The 21,373-nt window shown below is 46.1% G+C and carries 17 protein-coding genes, 1 pseudogene and 1 CRISPR repeat array; of the genes and pseudogenes, 6 read left to right on the top strand and 12 right to left on the bottom strand.

The window, feature by feature from the left end; translation table 11 throughout:
* The first annotated feature begins 49 nt into the window (after window positions 1-49).
* Window positions 50-1,248: direct repeats of the CRISPR family, unit length 32 nt; unit sequence GTTTCAATCCACGCGCCCACGCGGGGCGCGAC.
* A gap of 174 nt (window positions 1,249-1,422) precedes the next feature.
* From cas2 to cas3, 7 genes are read right to left on the bottom strand one after another with little or no spacing between them, the layout of a single operon-like run.
* Window positions 1,423-1,713: a CRISPR-associated endonuclease Cas2 gene (gene cas2, locus ACH10T_RS11640; protein WP_305622836.1), complete on the bottom strand. Its 291-nt coding sequence runs from the start codon at window positions 1,711-1,713 to the stop codon at window positions 1,423-1,425.
* A gap of 15 nt (window positions 1,714-1,728) precedes the next feature.
* Entirely contained in the window at window positions 1,729-2,763 is a 1,035-nt protein-coding gene (cas1c, locus tag ACH10T_RS11645; RefSeq protein ID WP_394809441.1) for a type I-C CRISPR-associated endonuclease Cas1c, read from the bottom strand.
* A gap of 2 nt (window positions 2,764-2,765) precedes the next feature.
* Window positions 2,766-3,392, bottom strand: a complete 627-nt coding sequence (gene cas4, locus ACH10T_RS11650; protein ID WP_394809442.1) for a CRISPR-associated protein Cas4 — start codon at window positions 3,390-3,392, stop codon at window positions 2,766-2,768.
* Window positions 3,393-3,441: 49 nt separating this feature from the next.
* A complete protein-coding gene (gene cas7c, locus ACH10T_RS11655; protein WP_394809443.1) occupies window positions 3,442-4,290 on the bottom strand; it encodes a type I-C CRISPR-associated protein Cas7/Csd2 in 849 nt (282 codons plus the stop codon).
* On the bottom strand, window positions 4,287-6,215 hold the full coding sequence (gene cas8c, locus ACH10T_RS11660; protein WP_394809444.1) for a type I-C CRISPR-associated protein Cas8c/Csd1: 1,929 nt from the start codon (window positions 6,213-6,215) through the stop codon (window positions 4,287-4,289). Before cas8c ends, cas7c begins: the two co-directional genes overlap by 4 nt.
* Entirely contained in the window at window positions 6,212-6,919 is a 708-nt protein-coding gene (gene cas5c / locus ACH10T_RS11665; RefSeq protein WP_394809445.1) for a type I-C CRISPR-associated protein Cas5c, read from the bottom strand. Before cas5c ends, cas8c begins: the two co-directional genes overlap by 4 nt.
* A 9-nt stretch (window positions 6,920-6,928) precedes the next feature.
* Window positions 6,929-9,415 carry a CRISPR-associated helicase Cas3' gene (gene cas3, locus ACH10T_RS11670; protein ID WP_394809446.1) on the bottom strand — a complete coding sequence of 829 codons (2,487 nt, stop codon included), beginning with the start codon at window positions 9,413-9,415 and terminating at the stop codon, window positions 6,929-6,931.
* Between the two features lie 180 nt (window positions 9,416-9,595).
* Between cas3 and ACH10T_RS11675 the strand changes: the two genes are divergently transcribed.
* The 6 genes from ACH10T_RS11675 to ACH10T_RS11700 all read left to right on the top strand — a co-directional run bounded on the left by ACH10T_RS11675 (window position 9,596) and on the right by ACH10T_RS11700 (window position 16,173).
* Window positions 9,596-10,801, top strand: coding sequence for a hypothetical protein (locus ACH10T_RS11675; protein WP_394809447.1), 1,206 nt, complete (start codon window positions 9,596-9,598; stop codon window positions 10,799-10,801).
* Window positions 10,798-11,589, top strand: a complete 792-nt coding sequence (locus tag ACH10T_RS11680; protein WP_394809448.1) for a hypothetical protein — start codon at window positions 10,798-10,800, stop codon at window positions 11,587-11,589. Before ACH10T_RS11675 ends, ACH10T_RS11680 begins: the two co-directional genes overlap by 4 nt.
* 240 nt (window positions 11,590-11,829) lie before the next feature.
* Entirely contained in the window at window positions 11,830-12,072 is a 243-nt protein-coding gene (locus ACH10T_RS11685; protein WP_394809449.1) for a helix-turn-helix transcriptional regulator, read from the top strand.
* A 10-nt stretch (window positions 12,073-12,082) separates the two neighbouring features.
* Complete coding sequence (locus ACH10T_RS11690) at window positions 12,083-14,653, top strand: hypothetical protein (protein ID WP_394809450.1); 2,571 nt, start codon at window positions 12,083-12,085, stop codon at window positions 14,651-14,653.
* Window positions 14,654-14,673: 20 nt separating this feature from the next.
* Window positions 14,674-15,150, top strand: coding sequence for a helix-turn-helix domain-containing protein (locus ACH10T_RS11695; protein WP_394809451.1), 477 nt, complete (start codon window positions 14,674-14,676; stop codon window positions 15,148-15,150).
* Window positions 15,151-15,156: 6 nt separating this feature from the next.
* Complete coding sequence (locus tag ACH10T_RS11700; RefSeq protein WP_394809452.1) at window positions 15,157-16,173, top strand: tyrosine-type recombinase/integrase; 1,017 nt, start codon at window positions 15,157-15,159, stop codon at window positions 16,171-16,173.
* 175 nt (window positions 16,174-16,348) lie between these two features.
* On the opposite strand, the gene ACH10T_RS11705 is transcribed toward ACH10T_RS11700, so the two are convergent.
* The 5 genes and pseudogenes from ACH10T_RS11705 to ACH10T_RS11725 all read right to left on the bottom strand — a co-directional run bounded on the left by ACH10T_RS11705 (window position 16,349) and on the right by ACH10T_RS11725 (window position 21,211).
* Window positions 16,349-16,951 (bottom strand): DUF4202 domain-containing protein, encoded by a 603-nt coding sequence (locus ACH10T_RS11705; RefSeq protein ID WP_394809453.1) that lies wholly within the window; start codon window positions 16,949-16,951, stop codon window positions 16,349-16,351.
* Window positions 16,952-17,050: 99 nt separating this feature from the next.
* On the bottom strand, window positions 17,051-18,325 hold the full coding sequence (locus ACH10T_RS11710) for a tyrosine-type recombinase/integrase (RefSeq protein WP_394809454.1): 1,275 nt from the start codon (window positions 18,323-18,325) through the stop codon (window positions 17,051-17,053).
* Window positions 18,326-18,703: 378 nt separating this feature from the next.
* Window positions 18,704-19,070, bottom strand: a pseudogene (gene tnpA / locus ACH10T_RS11715) (IS200/IS605 family transposase).
* A 322-nt stretch (window positions 19,071-19,392) separates the two neighbouring features.
* Window positions 19,393-19,935, bottom strand: a complete 543-nt coding sequence (locus ACH10T_RS11720) for a hypothetical protein (protein ID WP_394809455.1) — start codon at window positions 19,933-19,935, stop codon at window positions 19,393-19,395.
* Between the two features lie 538 nt (window positions 19,936-20,473).
* On the bottom strand, window positions 20,474-21,211 hold the full coding sequence (locus ACH10T_RS11725; protein ID WP_394809456.1) for a hypothetical protein: 738 nt from the start codon (window positions 21,209-21,211) through the stop codon (window positions 20,474-20,476).
* Window positions 21,212-21,373: the final 162 nt, after the last annotated feature.

Consider the following 21,373-nt stretch of genomic DNA (forward strand, 5'->3'; position numbering starts at 1 on the left):
CCCACGCGGGGCGCGACTGCGTTTGTAGGTTTTAACGGCTGTGGAGTGTGTTTCAATCCACGCGCCCACGCGGGGCGCGACCGCGCCGCCGTCTTCTTGCACGACCGCAAAATGTTTCAATCCACGCGCCCACGCGGGGCGCGACGCGGCGGGGCGGTATACCCCTGCCGTCATCGGCGTTTCAATCCACGCGCCCACGCGGGGCGCGACCTTTATGTTCGCCCTGAATTCCATAGCAGCTTCCGTTTCAATCCACGCGCCCACGCGGGGCGCGACATTTTAAACTTGCATCAAAATCAAAAGGATATGTTTCAATCCACGCGCCCACGCGGGGCGCGACGCGCTGGTGTTTGCTGGTGTGCGTGAGTGCCCGGTTTCAATCCACGCGCCCACGCGGGGCGCGACTTCGTCAAAAATACCGCGGTTAAGCTGGTTGCGGTTTCAATCCACGCGCCCACGCGGGGCGCGACATTGATCGAAAATCAATCTTAAACGCTAATTGAGTTTCAATCCACGCGCCCACGCGGGGCGCGACGGGGCCGGTAGGCAGTCATTGCTTGATCTTGAAGTTTCAATCCACGCGCCCACGCGGGGCGCGACGCAAGCACATCGACGGTTATCGACATCACGCAGTTTCAATCCACGCGCCCACGCGGGGCGCGACTATTACATAGGTCTTCACGAGACATCTGATATAGTTTCAATCCACGCGCCCACGCGGGGCGCGACCACAGTTTCAATTTGAAAAGCATCTACAATGGGTTTCAATCCACGCGCCCACGCGGGGCGCGACCGGGGATAGTTAAACACGCAGCGGACTTGAGTGTTTCAATCCACGCGCCCACGCGGGGCGCGACGTGATCCCGGTATCCTTCAATGCCTCATCAACCGTTTCAATCCACGCGCCCACGCGGGGCGCGACATTTCCGCTTGTCCACTCAACATATCCATATTGTTTCAATCCACGCGCCCACGCGGGGCGCGACCTTTGTATTGGGAATTCGTGGTCAATGAAATACGTTTCAATCCACGCGCCCACGCGGGGCGCGACCGTTCGTGTAAATCCTAGCACTTAGCCCAACAGGTTTCAATCCACGCGCCCACGCGGGGCGCGACGTACAATACTGATATAAACACAAGATCCGGCAGGTTTCAATCCACGCGCCCACGCGGGGCGCGACCTGCCATCCAAACGTTGAATTTCTCCCACGAATCGGTTTCAATCCACGCGCCCACGCGGGGCGCGACAGCGTATGCTTAATTGATTGAAAATATTGGTTAAAAAACCAATAAATTGCGAATCAATCAAAACATCTGCGGAAAGCATTATAAATTATTTATTATTTAAATAAAAATAAGAAAAATCAGTATCTTAATGGAGACAAAAAATATTGATGTTTTTATGCTCGCTTAGGATTCGCATTACAGTAATAACAACCCATTTAAATCTAATACAGTTTTAGCACCAATATGTTCAACACGTCGCTCCCAGTTATTTCCCAAGTAGTAAAATCTTAGGCTATCAAGCTCTATATCAATAACGTCGATTAGATCATTTTTTAGCTTTGTCCATTGCGCCATATCTACTTCAATTTCAAATACTGAATACTGTACACGCTGGCCGTAGTTAAGGCATAATTTTGCAATTCTACGCAAGCGTTTTGGCCCAGTATCGTTTTTAAAGCTAACATCGTAGGTCACTAAAATCATCATTTGAAAACCCTTAATCTATTTCCACAGAAAAGGTACATAGCTATCACAGTCGCCTCGTAAGAAACGTGCTAAGACTTGGGCTTGTAACCAAGGCAGTAAGCCGATTGGAACCGTTTCTTCAAACCACGGATGGAATAAACTATCTTGCTTGCGCTCTTGCCAAGCCGCCAACAATGTTTTTCGAGGTTCATCTTTTAATGTTACCGATCCGTTAGGCCAAGTTTGAAAGTCTTTAGAAACCAGCTGTCGTTTGTTAATTAGTGATAGTACAAACCTATCAATCATAGGCCTAAGTTCTTCCGCCATGTCTAAGGCCAATGACGGTCTACCGCTACGTAGTTGGTGCAAAAACCCACTAGCAGGATCCAATCCGGTCGTTTCCAGTGCAGAGCGACAATCATGAGTAAGCAAGGTGTAGAAAAATGACAGTAAGGCATTGACGGGATCAGTTGGCGGTCGGCGTCTGCGAGCATCAAATTCGAAATCAGCTTGCCGTATCAAATGGTTAAACACGCCAAAATACACTTGCGCTGCCTCGCCTTCACGCCCCATTAAGGTATCGATTGTTTTACAATCGGTAAGTTGTGTTAAACAGCGGGTTAAGCGTTTTTCAGCGGTTTCTAACTCAACAAGCACTTTGGCATCGCTAATTTTTTCTCGGTGATCACGTAAGTATCTTCTAATCACATAACGCTGGTTATACAGTTTTCCGGTTAACATGGTTTGGGCAATGGCGACACTCTTTTCCACATTGTGCCCGGTTATATGTTGCGTTCTGCGTAACAGCACATTGCCGCTTACAGGACCTTCTACGCGAGCTAGATATTTGCCGAACATATTTAAAAAGGTAATGGTTATGCCATTTTCTGCACAATGCGCCATTAGGTAAGGTGAAATAGTTACTTGCCCAAAACACACCAAACCCTGTAACTTATGAATAGGTACGCGTGCTTTGGTTTCCTTATCCACTTTTAGAACCAAATTTTCATTGTCTTTATGCAACCAGGCGTTTTGCGTTTGAACATAAATAACGTTGCGTAGTGGGCGCATGTTTAATCCTTTTTTAGCTGTGCTGCTAACCAGACGGATGCCGATCTGCAAAAATCTTTGGGAAGGCATTGGTCGATTAGAGAGCAACCGTTGCATTTTTTTGCGTGGTAGATTGCAGGGGGGGTGATGCTGGTTTGCACAATGTCTCGGCAGGCTAGGATGGTTTGTAGCGTTAAGTCGCGTAGTTCAGTATCAAAAATTACCGAGTGCCGCCGACGCACTTCACCATAAAACAATGCGCCTTCCGGCACCGTGACACTATGCATTTCTTCCAGACACAGTGCTTGTGCGCACAATTGCACCTCATCGGCGCGATGCGCTTTGGGTTTGCCGCGTTTGTATTCGATGGGTAAAGGGATTTCTGTGCCGTCTGCTTGCCGATGGTATTCCACCACATCGGCAACCCCTTCAATGCCCAATTCCATATTAGCCAAACGTGATGCCCACACAGTACGCACATTGCCACGCTTTTGTTGATCGGCCTGATTTATGCGCTGATGTAATACCTGACCTTCCGCCGTAAATTGGTTTTCGGCCCAGATATTTTCCAGTTCAATTAAGGCGAATTGACGCGGGCAATATAGATAATGTTGCAGGCGTGATAGGTAGATGGGTTCTAGGTCTTGCATTGCTGTCGTTACGTTAACTTTATGACAATGAGAATTTGCACGACAGACTCTAAAAACCGGAAATTTCCTCTGGCTTTAGACCGTCAAGCTGAGTTAAATCATAATCTCCGTCAGGCTTTACTTTGAGTGTCGCGTGTACCTTGGCAGACGAATATTGCCCTGCCTTTGAGTTGTGTTGCCACCAAATGACTTTGCTAATCGCCATAGAACCTTCCGGTCTGGCAGAAGACGCATCGCCTTCAAACAACTTGGGCAAAATAGCTTTGATCGCTTCGGCATCGGTATCGCTAAAGCCGGTTTTATCGGCCAGTTGTGGGGTCATCGCGCCGTAAGCCACATAAATTGCGTGATCTACACGGTGTTTCATTCCCATGGTATCCGAGCCTTTTTTAGCACCATCGCCTTCGCTATTCACACTTTTGGTAATCTGAGTGCTGGTAATACTGACAGGTTCAATGCTAAACGCCGACTGAATAGTCACCGGCCCTCTGATAGCAATAGAAACACCTGCGGCATCGCCTTCTTTACCAAACGCGAAAACTTGACCAAAGGCGCGGACATCAAACCACTGCTTACATGCCAGTTCTGCGGCTTTGTCTTTGCTATTTTCCTTCGGATTAAAGGCTCTTTTGCCTAATCCTATGGGCGACTCGGCATAAGCGCGATTTTGTAAGCTGGTCATCCCATCAGTTTTTTTCTCATCAGATTGTACAAAAATTGAATGCCCTTCCGTTTGCAACCGATCCCGAAGTTTACGTTTTAAACAAACATCTGTAATTTCTCCAAAACCTTCATAATCAGTGCGCGGACGATTGCCATTGAGTGGGTCGCCATTAGGGTTAGCGTTTTTAACGCTGAAAATAATTGCAAAATCAATTTTGTGGCTTAATGCACTCATTCTGAGTCTCCTTGTGACGATGTTTCGTCTGGGGTTTCGGATTTGGATCTAAATTTTTGGCGTTGGCAGTGATAGCCCAATAAAAATTCACCGGATAATGCAGCTTTGCTAATGAAGTCATCGTGTTTAAACATGGCTTGGACGGTGTCCAATTCTTTCAATTGATTGGCCAGAAATCCGGCGCGTGACACTCGTAAACGCTGCATGTAAGGCTGCAACGCTAATTCAATCGTGCGCCAGGTTTCAAAAGGGCGATCAGCAAAACGTTGCATTAATCGTGCGGCAGTTGTCGGACGATTTTCACCGCTGATATTTAACGCCACGTCTTCTATACGTTCGGCAATGGCTAACAGCCGACCGAACAGGTAATCGCGCGCATGGTAGTTTTCTTCTAGTGCCATAGCATATTCTCTTCGTTGAGTTAAATTCGGGTGTCGTTGGTGATAGCCTTTGTAGAGCGCACAGGCAATGCCTAAGTTTTTTTCCCATAGCCACTGAGCATCACTGGTATAGCCAACTCGATTCGTTGCTTTGCGAACACAGCTAATAACCAAATCCAAAGGAAAGGGCTGCCCGTCGATAATGCATGGGATAAGGCGCTCAATAACTTTTTTCTTTAAGTTATCCGTTACGTTTTCACCGTATGCTGCCTTTGCTATCGCCATCGGTACGGGTGAACTAATTGGCCAAATGACTTTGGTTTTGGGCTTTTTGCCGGTGGTGTTGGCTATTTCTTTGGTATGACGTTGAGGCCAGGCAAATTGACTATGCCAGGTTTCCAGGCGGTTGAGAAAATCATTACTGAAGAGTTCTCGGTAATAAATAATCCCCATGCGTCCAGGTGTCGCCGAATCAATCCCCATAATGATGATTTGTTCATTCGGGCCTAATTTTGCGGCATAGCCAGCCATGTAGTTTTTAAGTTGTCTTGCGTAGGATTCGCCCAAATCTCGCGAATGATCGAGAACGGGGGCAGTTATTGAGGCTGCGCTTTCTTCGACTTCTTCCAGATCAAAGCCATCCGTATCAAGAAATGAGTAAGCATCTGTCAAAGGCTCAGGAATGGAGTTTCCTGACACAGCCCATGACACATAAGCTTGATCGCCGTTTCTAAATCCTTGGCGGGAAATTAACCAGCGTAAGGCATTATGGGCTTTTTGCGAAACGTCAAAGCCTATACTGCAAGCTTCAGTGTTATTCAAAAATTTACCGCGATATGTATAACCACCGCCGTCGTTTGATGAAATTAACTTTGCGCCATCACTTGAGTTTCTAATAAATCTGGAATGGTTTTCGATTAAGCGAACTTCTTCACCAGATATAAAACAAAGCCCAGATTTTGAGTTTTTTAATTTATCAAACTCAATCCATTTCTCGATTAAATCTTTATCTTCCCACGTGCCAGAACATGGATTACCTGGCTCTTCAACTTTCCATCGTACAAAAGCCTTTTCAGCATTAATTTTTGTTTTTTGGCCGCTTCTATTTGAAAACGTTATTGGAAATACTATTAATTGGTTTAAGTCGCTCCATAAACTTCGTTTTTCGAGATACTTGAAAATGGCTAGAATTTTTGGATGTGCATATTCTGACAAGCACCATTCTTTAAGTTGGTTTAAATATGCGTTATTTCTAGCTTGTATTGAATCTGGCATATCAGAAGCGCAATAACCTAATTCGTCGCAAAGTGGATGAGGAGCAATTTTTGCTCCTGCTCGTCCAGCAGAAGCCTCTGTTGCAGGTATAAGCGTTAAAGAATCCTCGCCGGATAATAGAGTAATCCTGTCTTTTTTTATATTTCCATTGCCATCAATAACCACCTCAATATGCGCCGTTTTAACAAAATGGGATATTGGCCAAGGTTTTGGCGTATCTAATCCGATTCCTTGTTCGTAAGTTTTATAAAGCTTTCCCATCCAGCTCATAATTGCGCCTCTTCATCCGTAACGGCCAACAGGTTTGTACCCATCCCGAATTCCTTTGAGCTCATAGGCCGGACAAAGCGGCGTACATCGCATTCATCCGGACGCGGAAATTTCAGAATCCCTTCTTTAAGCGTGGCCTGCCAGAACTGGCTATGCAACTTGTCGATTCCGGTTTCGTCCGGGTAGGCAAAACTATGGAACATCAGGCCAAAAGCTAATTCGTTCAGATCGTCATAAGCACCCTTCCCCTCACCAAACTCGCAAGGCTCGACATAACCCTGACAATCGCGTGTGCCTAAAAAAATGTCCTGCCTACCGCCTTTTTCTAAGGTGCGTTTTAAAATGCTGAAATGCTTGCCGTCTATCCGATCGCCTGCCAGTTCGGAACGGTGTTCATTCCATTCAAAATGTGCCTGCACTTGGTATTCGACATCCCTTAAAAAAGTGTAAATTGCCAAGCTGTTACCGCCGCTCCACACTAACGGTTTGGTTCCTTTGGTTTGAGTACGCAGCGGATTCATGACCCTGATTTTATCAACATGCCAAATCAGCGTCGGCTTCCAATAGATGGATTTGAGCACACCTTTGATGGCCTCATAAGTCGGCAGCTGATAAGAACATTTTTCACCGCCGATTTTGGTGATGGGGTCGGTAAATAACGCATACTTGCCCCACAGCCGAAAACTAATGCTGTTTTTCATCATTTCTTATCCCTATAAAATAGTCACTTCGGCTTTGCCGTCGGCTTCGGTAGACAAGCCAAATTCTGGACTGTAATAACGGTCATCGAGGTAATACACACCTTCACCCGGATGAATCTCGTAAATCGCTTTGTGCTCCAGTAATTTTTTCCACACGTTCGGAAACACATTAACGCTAAATTTTTGTGCTTGCTTTAAACAGGAATAGTAGTTGGCTGCATCAAATTCTTTGGCAATTCCACACAGCTCGGTAATAAGTTGTTTGCCTTGTTTGTAAGGAACAATCACGGATTGTGTCGGTGCGTCTATGGCTTTAAAGGCATTGCCTGCCGTCATAAACGATTGCTTTAAATGTAGTGGCACTCCGGCTCCGGTGTTGAATTTATTTTCACTGAGTAAATTGAGTAGCGTGTCTGTTCTACCTATCTGATTTTCATTCAACGGATAGGCCATTTCATCGGCGCGGTCATAGAAGTAATAATCAAAATAAAGCGCCATATTTTCCGGATCTAATAGGTCTTTATCTTTAACCTCACTGAATACGCGCCAGGTTTTGTCACGACCGACTTTAATGTCTATCAGTTGGTTAATGGTTTCCTGTGCCGGGTTGACGACATGCACAGTAGCGGTATCCAATCGACCATTTCTATTGCAGCGTCCCGCTGCTTGAGCTATCGAATCCAATCCAGCCAGAAAACGGATAACGCTGGAAAAATCAATATCGACACCGGCTTCAATTAGTTGAGTGCTGAAACATAACACCGGTAGGCCTGCCGCTAGTCTTGCTCGCATTCTTTGAAACAGTTCACTTCGATGCGCAGAGCATTGGTTGGTGCTTAAATGAAACAAGGTCTCTACATCGAGGTCTTTTTTAGAGCAGTAGACATACAAAGCTTGTGCCCAGGCTTTGGTGTTGACCACTACCAAGCAATTGCCTTTGCTGTTAAGTTCGGAGAGCGATAAATCGGCTATCTCCTTTTCCGACCAGCCTTCTGATTTGGTTTTATTGCTGATTTCAACACGCTTTAATTGGTCGAATAATTGTCTGGCGTCAGGTATCAGGTGATTTTCCTTGGGTATAAGCAGTTGGCCTTTTTCCGGTTTCTTCAATTGATCGAGTAACGGCTGGGTTGCCGTACATAAAACTGCTGTTGTTTTAGTATGCGCACTTAAAAAATTAAGGGCGTTACAAAATAGATGCGTGCAGTTAATGGGTAAGGTTTGAATTTCATCAAAAATGATGACGCTGTTGGCCAATTGATGTAGACGTCGCACGCCGCGCGTTCCACCACTAAACAACGTTTCTAAAAACTGCACCATCGTGGTCAAAATTATCGGGGCATCCCAGTTTTCAGCCGCCAATTTGCTATGCCAGGTTTGATTTTCCGGTTCTAAATTCGAGTGATGCTCAAGTACCCAAGGATATTGATCACCTTCATGTTCAATGACACTACGTATGGCTTCGGCATTTTGCTCAATAATGGAGGTATAAGGGATGACGTAGATAATGCGCTCCAATCCATGCTTTTTGGCATGATGCAAGGCATAGCGGAGACTGGCATAGGTTTTACCGCCGCCCGTCGGCACAGTCAGTGTATAAATACCCTGAGCATCCTGTGCCCGATTTTTGCAGGTTTCGGAAATTGTGCGGCGTATTGCGTTAATCTTAGTATCGTTATTGATTATTAATTGCTCGGTCAAAAACAATTCTAGTCGCTTTATGGCAATATCCCATGACACGGTTTTATTTCGAAAAGATGCATTGTTGGGATTTTCAAAATCAGCACTATTGATGCGGTCTGCATCAATCAGGCAACTGAATAAAAAGCGCGTCCAAAAACCGATATAAAAACATTTAATGGCTTCCGATATAGCTTGCCCATGCTGCTCATTTTTCCTGAGCAGGCTTAACTGCTTGAACATGGCTAACATCAATGGCTTGTCGGCTAAATTTTTGGCTTGATCCAGAATAAGCACATCAGCATTTTGCTTGCATTCGGCTAAATGAGAGTGGTCATCATCTTTAGTTATTCGATCATTGAAGCCATTGACACCTTCCGGTTTTAAACAATCGATCAAACCGCTGTGATGCGATGCGATACAAAGCGCCAGTATTTGCCCGCATAGCTTGCCTTCCCCATTTTTGCCATATTTACTGAGCGCTTCCCATACCCACTGAGCACCTGCCGTAGAATGATCTATTTTGCCTTTCAGAGCGACGGCATCAACGTAATCAGCATCCATATCTGGATTGAGTAATCCGGTGCCAGATTGGATGTAGTTTTGAAAAGAGACGCTGTATTTACCAAAATCGTGTAACAAGCCTATCAACTCGCCTGCTTCGGAAGCATTGATTTTGCTGGCTAATTTCTTGGTGATGTCAGCCACTTCTTGTAAATGAGTGGCGAGTGTTTGCTTTTTTTTATCCGTTGTGCGGACGTGAGCTATGAAAGCTTGGCTTTTATCAAGCGGATGATTGATGTTGTCAATAATATCCATATTAACCTAGAATGTGCTGTCTCTTTTATACCCGGTCCGATACGAAAAAGGAGCATGGCTGCTAAAGAGATAGCCACTGTTCGCCTTCAAGTTCCGATTATAGTGCTAATGTGCCGTAATGTTCGGTTAAGTCCAGCATGATCCTAATACTTGATTCTACCTTACCCAAGGAGCGAACCGATGGCACGGCACTACACAAACAAAGATTTCTTCCGGCAAATCCCCAATACTTTACTCGCCCGATACTTTCATGAACAAAATCTGTTCAAAGATCTGGACTTCACCACCATGAAGGAAGGAAATTCGACTGCTTTATTTGAGGCTTGGCTGCTGTTGCCGGATAATCAACGTAATGCCATGGATACCGAGTTTCGAGAAATTTTTGAGATGAGTTGTGAAAAGGGTTCTACGGCAATCATTGATGAAGCCGGTTTCCAATTCAATGACAATGATTTTGCAGTTTTTGTAGAAAAATTATCCGCTTTGCCTAATCATTACCAGCGAGCAATGATTACCTTTCTGGAACACAATACTTGTTGGAAAGGAGCCACTCGCTTCTATCATGCAGACACATTGCCCCATTGGCGAAAACGCAAGAATCTGCCGCAAGAACAGGCTGCTGTGGATGATGCCAGCATTAAGCAATTAGCCAAACTTATCAGCAATTATTTTCATCACACGGAAGGGCGAGGCAAGAATTGTGTGGTGGAGCCTTATCGCCGTGGTGAGTTGGATTATTTCTTTGCTTATCCTGAAGATTATTCTCAGCAAAGTATTGAATGGGTAAATGGCGAATTTGACTGCCGTCCGCATAATCCGGCTTTTGAAGTCATTTATGTGTATTCACAAAGCGAAGGATCAATCGATCTGAACTTTCGCGGTTCTTACAAAGCAATAGAACCGTTGCAAGGTATGTTCGCCGAAGCAATCCTGAAACTCGACAAATTGCCACCAGACCCCAAAGATACACGAGTCTATGATCTTGCCCCGCTATTGCAGAAAAGCTTTGATTTTACTTTTACTCCGGGCAGCGGCATTGAGAAAGTGATTGTAAAAAAATTACGGCTCTCATCACGAATCAAGAAAGGCGATCGTATTACACTGGAAGCAGATACGACTCAGAAACCTGATGCCGTGTACACCTTGCTCGATCAGATTAGTAAAAATTTACCGATGAGTATGTACAACATCACTCAAGTTGAACTTGCAGTTTCGGTTATAGTAGATGCCGACAAACCAGCGAAAATAGTGAAATTTTACATTACGTATCCCAATTCCTGTTCGCTGAAATATGACGAGGTGGGCTTAAAACTGCGCGATATGCTGGAAGCCTCCGGGATTGAGCCTAAAGAACTGACACAAGAAGTAAAAATCGCTGAAGTATGACACCACAAGCCGCACTGATTGAGCTATTGGGGCGTGTGGGTGCTAGTCAAGGTAATGCAGTTCTAGTCAACGATGAAGAACTGACTCAATGGCCTATGGCAGCCGTTGCCGCCCTGAAAACTCAAGGATTGCTTGCCAAAACAAAACCGGCTTCTAGCGCAATTTGTCCCGGGTGTGAGCATGAATGTGCCATGCCGGTACATATCATTCCAGCTAAAGAAAATTCGACCGCACGCGCCTTTATATCCTGCGATAAGCGAAATGACATTAGCCGCGTGCCTGTTTCCTTCGAAAAATTGAACCAGTGGCAGTGTACTATCGATTTCCTGTGTCAGTTTATTGCAACTAGCCTTGGATTGCGACGTAGCAGTCAACTAACGGACAATTCCAATTTGAGCAACATCGGTATCGCTAAGGGGATTAAGCGCAGCCAAATGCTTGGCCTGGAAGCCGATGGTATTTTGTCTTTAGCAGCCGGAAACAATAGATTACCGCTGATCGAGTTAATCGAATATCACGATGGTGCATATTCGCTCGATGTCACCATGATCCGGCAACTGGTAGATTCCACGACCATGGCGGATAGCCGCTATACACCAAGCAACGCCAAACGCGAGACGCGCAAATTGGATACTTCGACCATGCATGAAAGTTGGCAGAAGGAATTCCGGAAACTAAAAAAGAAACACTCCAATATGTCTGATACTTGGTATTCGATGCAAATCGCCAAGATGGAGATTGCAAAAGGCCGCAGTGCTGAAACTATCAGAAAAAACATGAAATCGTAAAATAGTTGGGCGGAATTTTTTCGCACAATTTTAGTAGCTCCCAACCCCCGCTTTTAGCCTCTCTTCGCGTTTAGATCTGCAACACAGTAATACAGCCTCATTGACACAGCAAGATCATAACCAAATGATTTTATTAAAATTGGAATAACTTTCTCTATTGTCATTGGGGTATTTTGTCGCCCAAATCGCACAGTTACGCTCCTTCTCGAATTATCCACTACCAATCAGAGAGGTTCAGAAATGACAAATACCATCCTTAGACTTCCAGTTGTTTTAAAAGAGCGAGGAAGATCGCGCAGCGCTCATTATCAAGACATTCAACAGGGGTTATTCACACATCCTGTACAGATTGGTTTGCGTGCCGTTGGCTGGCCTTCTTGTGAAATTGAGGCGATCAACGCAGCGCGCATTGCCGGAAAGACCGACGATGAAATCCGCGCGCTGGTGGCAAAGCTTGAAGCCGCTCGCAAGACAGTAATTTAGGGGGGCGTTTATGAATGCTCCCGAGACAGTTTTTCCATTCAGCCCGATGGAAACCGATAAAACCGGCGAAACCGATTTGGTCACTAATGGCGAATTTCTTCGCGCTGTATTTGGTGACAATCTGACCGATGTGCGCCCGGTCGTGGTTAGTTTCGCGGGGAACCCCACGAGTGTACCCAGCAAGGCTTGGTTTGGCAGTCCGTGGCAGGGCAATATGACAGAGAATCTACCGGGCGATGCCAACAACTATTTCAGTCTGGCGGTATTCAAGCCCGATGAAGCGGGCCATTATCGGCGGCAGAAAGCGCGCTTTCATGCGCTGCATTCGGTGATGCTGGATGATGTGGGCAGCAAGGTGGCCACGGAACGACTGACGTTGCCGCCGTCATGGATGCTGGAGTCTTCACCGGGCAACCACCAAGCTGGCTATCTGCTACGCGAGCCACTGACCGATGGACTAGCCACCGACAGATTGATGGATGCCATTGTTGCTGCCGGTTTGTGCGACCCCGGCGCAAATGGCCCACGGGCGCGCTTGGCAAGGCTTCCAGTGGCGGTGAACGGCAAACACTCGCCGCCGTTTGCATGCAAGATGGTGGCTTGGTCACCTGAATTGCGCTATTCGGTCGAAGAGCTGGTCGATGGTCTTCAGTTGGAAATGATGCAGGCCGCACGACCCAAGCGACAGAGTACCCGCACGGCGCAGGAACGGCCTTCCGACGGCGATCCGGTGTGGATTGCGCGCCCTGATGAGAATGCCGTTCTGGTCACACTGCGGAATCGTGGCCTTTATAAGGCTCCGCTTGGCGAGGGTAAGCACAACATCACCTGCCCATGGATAAAAGAGCACACGGGGGAAGTCGATAGCGGTACAGCCTATTTTGAGCCAGACGATCTCTGGCCTATCGGTGGATTCAAATGTCTGCATGGCCACTGTGCTGACCGGCATGTCCGTGATCTACTGAGGACGCTCGACATCGAGATCAGTGCGGCACGCATGAAGCCGACTATTCGCATCATGGCGGGTGAAATGAATCGTGTGGTGGATGCAGCCGAGCGCGAACTGGCGCAATCACGACGACACTATCAGCGCGGTGGGTTAGTTGTGACCGTGGTCACAGACCCCGGCACACGCGAAACCCGCGTTCAGGAAATAACCCTGCCAGCCCTCGTGCGTGCATTGGCGGGTGCTGCGACGTGGGAGCGCTTTGATGGCCGCTCCGAGGATTGGGTGCGTGCCGATCCGCCTGCCCGCCATGCCTCGGTACTATTTGATGCGACCAGTTATCCGCATCTGCCGGTATTGAACGGTTTGGCGCGTCAACCCTATCTTCGGCCCGATGGCAGCCTGATGACAGCAGCGGGGTATGATGCAGCCACCGGCATGTTTGGTGTGTTCGATACGCGGAGGTTTTCTGTCCTTGACAAACCGACCCGCGCGCAGGCCGAAGCCGCTCTGGCGTTGTTGAAAGATTTGCTGATGGAGTTCAGCTTCGCCAGTGAATCCGATCTGGCCGCCGCCTTGGTGGCGATGCTTACCGCCAGCATCCGGCCTAGTCTCACTCACGCGCCGATGATTCATGTACGGGCGCATATGGTCGGTTCTGGCAAGTCGTATCTGTGCGAATTGATCACCGCCTTTGCCACACCGCAACGCGGCACGCCGACTACGTTTCCCGCCGATGACGAGGAGTGTAGGAAATTGCTGCTCGCGGAATTGCTGCGTGCTCCGGCTGTGATTGAGTTCGATAATCTCACCAGCGATCTGGTGGCACACAAAAGCCTGTGTACTGCGCTGACTTCGGAATTCATGAGCGGTCGTATCCTGGGCGTATCCAAGACCGCCACCGTCAGCACGCGCGCCTTGTTTCTCTCGAGCGGCAACAACGTCGGGCCAGTTCAGGATATGACCCGGCGCTGCCTATCCATCCGCCTTGATCCAGGCTGCGAAACGCCTGCGGCGCGTAGTTTCACGCGCCCCGATCTGGTGCGTGATGTTTTGCGCGAACGGGGCCGCTATGTTTCCGCAGCCTTGACCATCGTGCGTGCATGGATCGTAGCTGGCAAACCAAAAACTATCTGCAAATCGCTCGCGGGCTATGGTGATTGGTCTGATCTTTGCCGTCAGCCGCTCTTGTGGCTTGGTTGCGCTGATCCGACTGTATCCGTGTTCGAAGCCATGCTTGATGATCCTGACCGAGAAACGCTGGCGCGACTGCTGACCGCCTGGTTTTCTGTATTCGGCAAGATTCCAGCCATGGTGCGCGATGCGATCAAGCAGGCGCTGCCATTCAACGATGCAAGCGCCGAACTGCATGAGGTGCTTCACGACATTGCTGACGAACGTGGTGAAATTAACCGCCGTAAGTTGGGCTGGTGGATCAGACGGCACGCCGGTCGCATCGTCGATGGACAGCGTTTTGTCCGCGCTAGCGGCAATCGCTCGGCAGAAGCATGGCAGGTGGAAATTGTGGAATCGGTTTCGCCGGTTTTATCGGTTTCCATCCAACCAATCGAGAAAAGTGTCAGCAACACTTCGGATAACAGCAATGCCTATGCCCGCGCCAGTCGCGGCGCATAACTAATCAGGCTAAATTAATCATGAAAAAACGCCTGCATAACCCAAATCTCGCAAAAATACATCGTAACTACACGGCAGAAGAAGTTTCCAGCTTGTACGGCGTGTTCAAAGGCACTGTACGCGCTTGGATTAAGGCCGGGCTTCCCATTATCAATGACAAACGACCGCTGCTTATTCTTGGCAGTGATCTTGTGGCATTCCACCAAGCAAGACGAACGAAAAACAAACAGAAATGCAAACCGGGTGAAATCTACTGCGTCCGTTGTCGCATGCCAAAGAATCCGGCTGGTGATATGGCCGATTACCGGATCATCACTGAGAAAATCGGGAACCTTGAAGCCATTTGCCCGGATTGCGACAAGATCATGAACCGGCGTGTCAGTTTATCGAAACTGGGACAAGTATGCGGGGAAATAACCATTACGCTACCGCAAGCACTGCGACACATAATTGAGAGCAATCAACCCAGCGTTAACAGTGACTTGAAAAGAGAGTAGCAAAACATGACCAAATACAATGCAGACAATGAACGAATCAAACGTAAATATTTTGCTTATTTGAAAGAAGCAGTGCGTAATAGCGAGGCGACAGTGGATGCTGCTGCAAAGGCTCTGGCGAGATTTGAAGTTCATACCAAGCACAAGGATTTCAAGGCATTTCACTATGAACACGCAATTGCATTTAAGAAACACTTAGCTGAACAAAAAGGGCAACAATCTGGTGAAAAGCTGAGCAAGGCAACTTTGCACGCGACATTAACGCAACTTAAGCGATTCTTCCAATGGCTTGCATGGCAGCCGGGTTACAAATCACGCCTACAATATTCAGATGCGGAGTATTTCAACCTATCCGATAAAGATACGCGCATCGCTACCACGCAACGAGAACAAAAAGTGCCGACATTGGAACAGATAAAGCATGTCATCAATACAATGTTAAGCGAAACGGATATTGAAAAACGAAACCGTGCACTGATCGCGTTTACACTATTGACTGGGGCACGAGATAGCGCAATTGCTTCGATGAAGCTAAAACACGTTGATTTGATTGAGAGCTGCGTCAATCAGGATGCGCGCGAAGTTAACACTAAATTTAGCAAAACCTTCAATACCTTCTTTTTCCCTGTAGGCGATGAAATTCGCACGATTGTAGCGGAATGGGTAACGTATCTGCGGGAAGAAAAGCTTTGGGGTAACGACGATCCACTATTTCCAGCGACCCGTGTTGCACTGGGTTCATCCATGCAGTTTTCGGCTGATGGCCTTGATCGCAAACACTGGAGCAATGCTACACCGATACGCACAATATTTCGCAAAGCCTTTACCGATGCTGGCTTGCCGTATTTCAATCCGCACAGTTTTAGAAACACAATCGTTCGACTTGGTGAAGAAGTCTGCAAAACTCCAGAACAATTCAAAGCGTGGAGCCAGAATCTTGGGCATGAGAAAGTATTAACGACGTTTCTGAGTTATGGCGGGGTTGTGCCTGTCAACGCCAGGGTGAAATTATCCGGGATTTAGCCACTCCCCAACAGTCTACTCAGCCTGATTTCAACGAGCTGGCAAAAGCGATTGTTCGGGAAATACGTAGCGTAATTTAAATTACGGCGTCTGATAAGGAAGAAGATTCCCATATCAAATGATCAAATAGTCAATATAAGAACCTGCATATTTGCTAGTGCAACAGAACCCTGATTTATTCAGATACTGCTTTCCTGATCAGCGGATCCATTGAATCCGGCAATTTGAAATGTCCAGCGAGTGAGAATTGGTGGGCTTGAGCGGACATTTTCTTCCAGATTTTTTGAATGATATCAACCCATTTCTGTTCGTCGTATTCAGGGTGTCTGCCAGCGAAATCAAGCAGATAATGTTCGAAGAAAACCAGCCCGGCAACATCTTCCAATAGCTGGGTGTCCGGATTGGCTTTAAGCGATTTCTTCCCAACGGCCTGTGTTACACGAGCAATAAATTCATTTTCATATCCAGCTCTTACGAGCAGATTGGCAATTGTGTCAGCATGAAATTTGTATAGCTCAGCACGCCACTGATAATAGCCTTTTCGATTCATCGGATAACCGCTGCGTGGCGATTTCCAGCGTTGGATGTGTTGAGCACTCACCGCCAGTTTCATTGCATCATCGGCATCAGGTGCATATCGTTCGAGCATATCTAACATGCGACGAGAATAAAGTAGTTCTTTCGGCCAATCTTTCCCTTCAATAGTTTCCCGGTTCGGGTCTTCACTATTCGCTGCGTCGATCAACTCTTTTGCTTTGCCGAAGCATTGCTTGGTCATATAGATAGTTTGTCGGTTTGGTATTTGTTAAGCGATGAATTATTAAAATATATTTCCTAAGAAATATTTGAAAAATAACGCGCTGGTAGTTAATTGCTATTATGCGGTTAGAGTAATAGCCACGACTTTTTCATCTTTAATATGCCCAAAGCTCGGCAATTTATCCACCGCGTCCTTTAGGGTTTTATCACAAAGATGAGCGTAATGTCTGCTAGTAATCCTAATATCTGCATGGCCTAGCAATTTTGAGATTATAAGAAGATCAACTCCAAGTTGTGCGAGCATTGATGCATAAGTATGACGTAGCTCATGAAAGCTAATTGATGGTTCAATCTTAGCCACCTTACATGCTTCTAACAACGGTCTAACCTGATGATTTTTACCCCATAACTTACCATCAATCTTGACAAGGACGCGATCTTTCCCAACTTTTCCCGCAATGAGACTTTGGAAATAATCAATTGCATCTGAATGAAGTGGTATATGCCGTCCCTTACCTGATTTTGCCTCTGGCGTGATGTAGATCATACCACTATCAATGTTGACGTGTTTCACTTGAAGTCTAGCCAACTCCCCGAATCTGGCGCCGGTAAATAACGCCGCCTTAATAAGTTCCCGCAGATCAACAGGACTGGCATTTATCAGTCTTATTGATTCGACAGTTGTTAAAAAACGCGTTATTGGTTCGTCAGTATTTGGAAATGGCTTTACCTTTCTCCAAGGCGTATCGTCCTTCACGAAGTCATCATTAAATGCTTTGTTAAGTATTGCTTTCATCACAGTAAGTATTCTATTGGCAGTTGATTTGCGAGAGCGCTTTCCTTGATCGGTTTTCGGGACATCACCAAATTTCTGTTTGAGCGATGCTTGAGTACGCCTGCGCGGTGGCGTTATGGCTAATTTCTGATGCCAATGTTTGATCTGATTGGTAGTTATTTGAATAACAAGAATTTTCCCAAAAGTAGGCAGAATGTGAGCATCTATGGTGTTTTTTGTTTCTTTATATGCTTTGCGATTTACCTCATACCACTTTAAATATGCAGCAGTTGCGTCTTCAACTGTAATTGGTTTAATTATTATTCCGCTACTGCATTTAACTTGCTCTACAATCTTTCTTGCTTTGTCTTGGGCTTGAAAATAAGTAAAAACTTCTACTCCATCAGGCTCTTGGTAATCATCGGCATTACCTAAAGCTTGATATAAATATTTTCCATTTATTCGATACCGAACTTCCCATGTTCCATAGCCTTTGGTAGTCCGTCTATAACCAAGCGCAAAACCTTCACCAACAGTAATATATATACGAACGCCTTCTGGCAATTTGAGTCGTGCTGTTCTAGTGTCTAATTTTGAGTTTCTTGCTGATCTTGCCATGCCCTCTCCAATAATCCGTGCGTAATCTGTGCGTAATGTATGCTCTGGGATTGTATTGGATCAGTATAGATATAAATTTTGTTTTTATCAATATATACATCAATATATGATTAAACAACAACATCCAATAACGTACATACTATCGCAATATAACGCTCTTTCACAGCGGTAACACGAGTTCGAATCTCGTTGGGGACGCCAGTTAAACAGATGCTTGTAGAAATTCTGAAATTTTCTTCATTTCTATGCATAATATACATGTAATACATAGACCTGAATTATATCGGTATTTTATAAGTTAAATTACCTCCGGAAAAGCCAGATGCTTATTGGGTGAGCGCCTCAAAGGTGTCATAAACCATGAGCCGCCCAAGGGGGCTAAACCTCCAATCTCATTTGGTCGTAGCGTTCATCCTCATGCTCTTGTTGCGGATATCCGCCCTGACTACCCCTTCATCAAGCCCGACGACCGTCGAAACAAAATACCCTCGAGCCCAGGAAACCTCGCCAGTGAAATTCTTTACTCGGCCGCCGAAGCTCCTCGCTATTGCAATTGCGCTCTTCCCCTTGATGTACCCCATCACGTTCGATACCGCATATTTCGGCAGAATGCTGATGCACATGTGCACGTGATCCGACATAATGTGCCCTTCTACAATTTTCGCTTCCTACGCTTCTTCGGAATGAATACCACAGGGCACTTACAATCCCATCTTGGATTCTCAATGACCGTCGTATAGGTCAGCCCCGGCAAAGCCGGGGGCCTCCTCACTGAGTTATAGCTGTCGAACGCCAATTATAAGTACTGTTACGTTAATTCCAACCGTGTAATTGCTGGACAGAACACGAAAACAATCATTTCTATTACCCTCTCCATCTCTTAGCATTAGGAATCCAAAACGGCAACTCATGCACCGCGATATTCTAGCAAGATGCTGAACAGATGTAGCCTTGCGGCACTTTATGGAAAGCCTTGGTTCTTGCTCACAGCAATGATATGGGTTAAAGCGTTTGAGTCATGCCATAACATGACTCAAACAGCCTCCTTCAATCCAATTACTATTTCTTCAACTATCCGGAACAACTTCAACCAACGGGATTAATGTTTGCCGGCATGTCTCATACTGAATAACTACTCGCTGCGCGTCTGCGGCGAGTTCCCAAAGATCTTTTTCAACCTGGCTGGGAAGTCTGACTCGACCGGTTTCGCCACCACTGATGCCGGCACTCTCAGTTTTTCTTGTTGTTTCATTGGCACTATTTCTGCAGTTTTTTGCATCGATCCACAGCCCGCGATTAGTGCGGTTGATATCAGCAAGATCACGAGACAACTTATCTTTTGCTTTGATTTCATTGTTTAATGCTCCGGTAAGTCCATTAACTTGTTTTTCATGTTCTGCGGCCATCGCTTGGGCGGCATCGGCTATTGCTTTCGCGAGCTCTTTGCTGCGAATGGCTTCCTTACTTTCCCATACTGCGCGTTCAGCCAGGCGCCCATCTTCATAAATATTGTCGTGGATGGTCCCGGCCATGTGCCAAACAAACCAAGTGCAGGCAATAATCAGCGCTGCCCAGAGTGCGAATTTGATTAAAGTGGTGTATCCAGTCATTTCAACTCCTATTGCGCGAATTGGAATAAATCTTAAACGCATAGCCCAACGTCAATGATATCAGCGTCTGAAGCAAGCCGAGAATCATCATGACATCACCTGCCGACACACTACGCCCGCCAGCTAAATAAGATTACCTAAAAAATTCTCTGGTTACCTCGGGGTAAGTCAGAAAAAATTTAAAATCACCGGGCGTCTGCTCAGACGAACTACTTACCAAACCATATCATAAATTTAATCAAATGAATCATTGCCAATATATGAAAACTGCAAAACGATGCGGCTAAGTTATCACCCGAATAGAGGTGTCGGGGGCCGATTCCATAGCTGAACATTGCTGGCGATCAGTGTATTTGACAGAATAGATGATAGGTAATTGATTACGGTGAAAAATCTTGAAATCAACAGACTAATCGGAGTGATTTTGTCATAGTCCGCAGTATGCGCTCATTCTTCTTGGTTTGCCCCCTTGCTGTTCTGAGTAGGTGGTAGTTTAGTCGTGCTTCTTTTTTTGCGTGTTGATGACGGGTTATGCTTGTTACTTTATGATTACCTCGTACACATAGGAGCCAAGCACAGAACCTAATGCACCTAAAATTATTGCTGTCGCTGCGGACATTGCCAATGACCACAGAGGGTGCAGTTTAATAAAATCAGTGATCCTGTAAAACAGTGTCTTTCGAATTCGCTGAATCTCTTTCTGACATTTTGCAATTGTTTCGTCAGTGACTTTCTCGCGCCTAAGCCGTTCCACACAATCCGGACAAATAACCGGGTTGTGGCAGGAGTAAACAACATCTGTTTTGATTCCGTTCATGTCGAATAGACAGCCGCGTGTTTCGTCATGAGTAAAATTAGTGTTTTTCGCAGCTTCTGGAATGCGGTTACCGCTTCGCTTGTATAACAGCGTATACGCGTATAAGAGCCGACAGATGACATTTTTAAGTGGTATATTCGAGAACCTAAGAATTTCTTTGATTTCGTGAAATGAAAAAACCACTCTATTTTCGGAGAGGCAGCGTGCATACCAATTAAGTTCTATTGGCACGTTCACTATGGCGATTAAGAAATCACCATTAAATTTTTTCGGTAGAACATCTTCCAGTGCCTCGTCGGTAAATTCCCACTCGAGACCGTCCGAATCACAGGTAAGTGAGTAGCTTTCTATATCGTCGGCTATTTCAAATACGGATGAGTCCCATTCTTTTAATTTCTGTCTATTGAAGTCGGCAGGCATGTGCCCAACAGATGCAACAGTTATTCTTGTTTTTGGCATCGCCACTCCCTAATAGGTACAACGTAATATATACGACTCTCGATGTCTTATCAAAACTGCAAATTGCCGTGTGGCCATAACAAAAATAAATTATTTTGCTGTTAATCATCGATTAACTTTCAGGATGACAAAAACATGGAATGTATGACGCAGAACTTTTAA

Source organism: Nitrosomonas sp. (assembly GCF_043753625.1).
Lineage (GTDB): Bacteria > Pseudomonadota > Gammaproteobacteria > Burkholderiales > Nitrosomonadaceae > Nitrosomonas.

Excerpts from the sequence above, each read along its gene's own strand:
- ACH10T_RS11685 (WP_394809449.1), top strand. The coding sequence starts at position 11,830 with ATGACAAATACCATCCTTAGACTTCCAGTTGTTTTAAAAGAGCGAGGA.
- cas7c (WP_394809443.1), bottom strand. The coding sequence starts at position 4,290 with ATGAGTGCATTAAGCCACAAAATTGATTTTGCAATTATTTTCAGCGTT.
- ACH10T_RS11720 (WP_394809455.1), bottom strand. The coding sequence starts at position 19,935 with ATGACTGGATACACCACTTTAATCAAATTCGCACTCTGGGCAGCGCTG.
- ACH10T_RS11710 (WP_394809454.1), bottom strand. The coding sequence starts at position 18,325 with ATGGCAAGATCAGCAAGAAACTCAAAATTAGACACTAGAACAGCACGA.
- cas2 (WP_305622836.1), bottom strand. The coding sequence starts at position 1,713 with ATGATGATTTTAGTGACCTACGATGTTAGCTTTAAAAACGATACTGGG.
- cas1c (WP_394809441.1), bottom strand. The coding sequence starts at position 2,763 with ATGCGCCCACTACGCAACGTTATTTATGTTCAAACGCAAAACGCCTGG.
- cas3 (WP_394809446.1), bottom strand. The coding sequence starts at position 9,415 with ATGGATATTATTGACAACATCAATCATCCGCTTGATAAAAGCCAAGCT.
- cas4 (WP_394809442.1), bottom strand. The coding sequence starts at position 3,392 with ATGCAAGACCTAGAACCCATCTACCTATCACGCCTGCAACATTATCTA.
- ACH10T_RS11700 (WP_394809452.1), top strand. The coding sequence starts at position 15,157 with ATGACCAAATACAATGCAGACAATGAACGAATCAAACGTAAATATTTT.
- cas5c (WP_394809445.1), bottom strand. The coding sequence starts at position 6,919 with ATGATGAAAAACAGCATTAGTTTTCGGCTGTGGGGCAAGTATGCGTTA.
- cas8c (WP_394809444.1), bottom strand. The coding sequence starts at position 6,215 with ATGAGCTGGATGGGAAAGCTTTATAAAACTTACGAACAAGGAATCGGA.
- ACH10T_RS11705 (WP_394809453.1), bottom strand. The coding sequence starts at position 16,951 with ATGACCAAGCAATGCTTCGGCAAAGCAAAAGAGTTGATCGACGCAGCG.
- ACH10T_RS11725 (WP_394809456.1), bottom strand. The coding sequence starts at position 21,211 with ATGCCAAAAACAAGAATAACTGTTGCATCTGTTGGGCACATGCCTGCC.
- ACH10T_RS11680 (WP_394809448.1), top strand. The coding sequence starts at position 10,798 with ATGACACCACAAGCCGCACTGATTGAGCTATTGGGGCGTGTGGGTGCT.
- ACH10T_RS11695 (WP_394809451.1), top strand. The coding sequence starts at position 14,674 with ATGAAAAAACGCCTGCATAACCCAAATCTCGCAAAAATACATCGTAAC.
- ACH10T_RS11675 (WP_394809447.1), top strand. The coding sequence starts at position 9,596 with ATGGCACGGCACTACACAAACAAAGATTTCTTCCGGCAAATCCCCAAT.
- ACH10T_RS11690 (WP_394809450.1), top strand. The coding sequence starts at position 12,083 with ATGAATGCTCCCGAGACAGTTTTTCCATTCAGCCCGATGGAAACCGAT.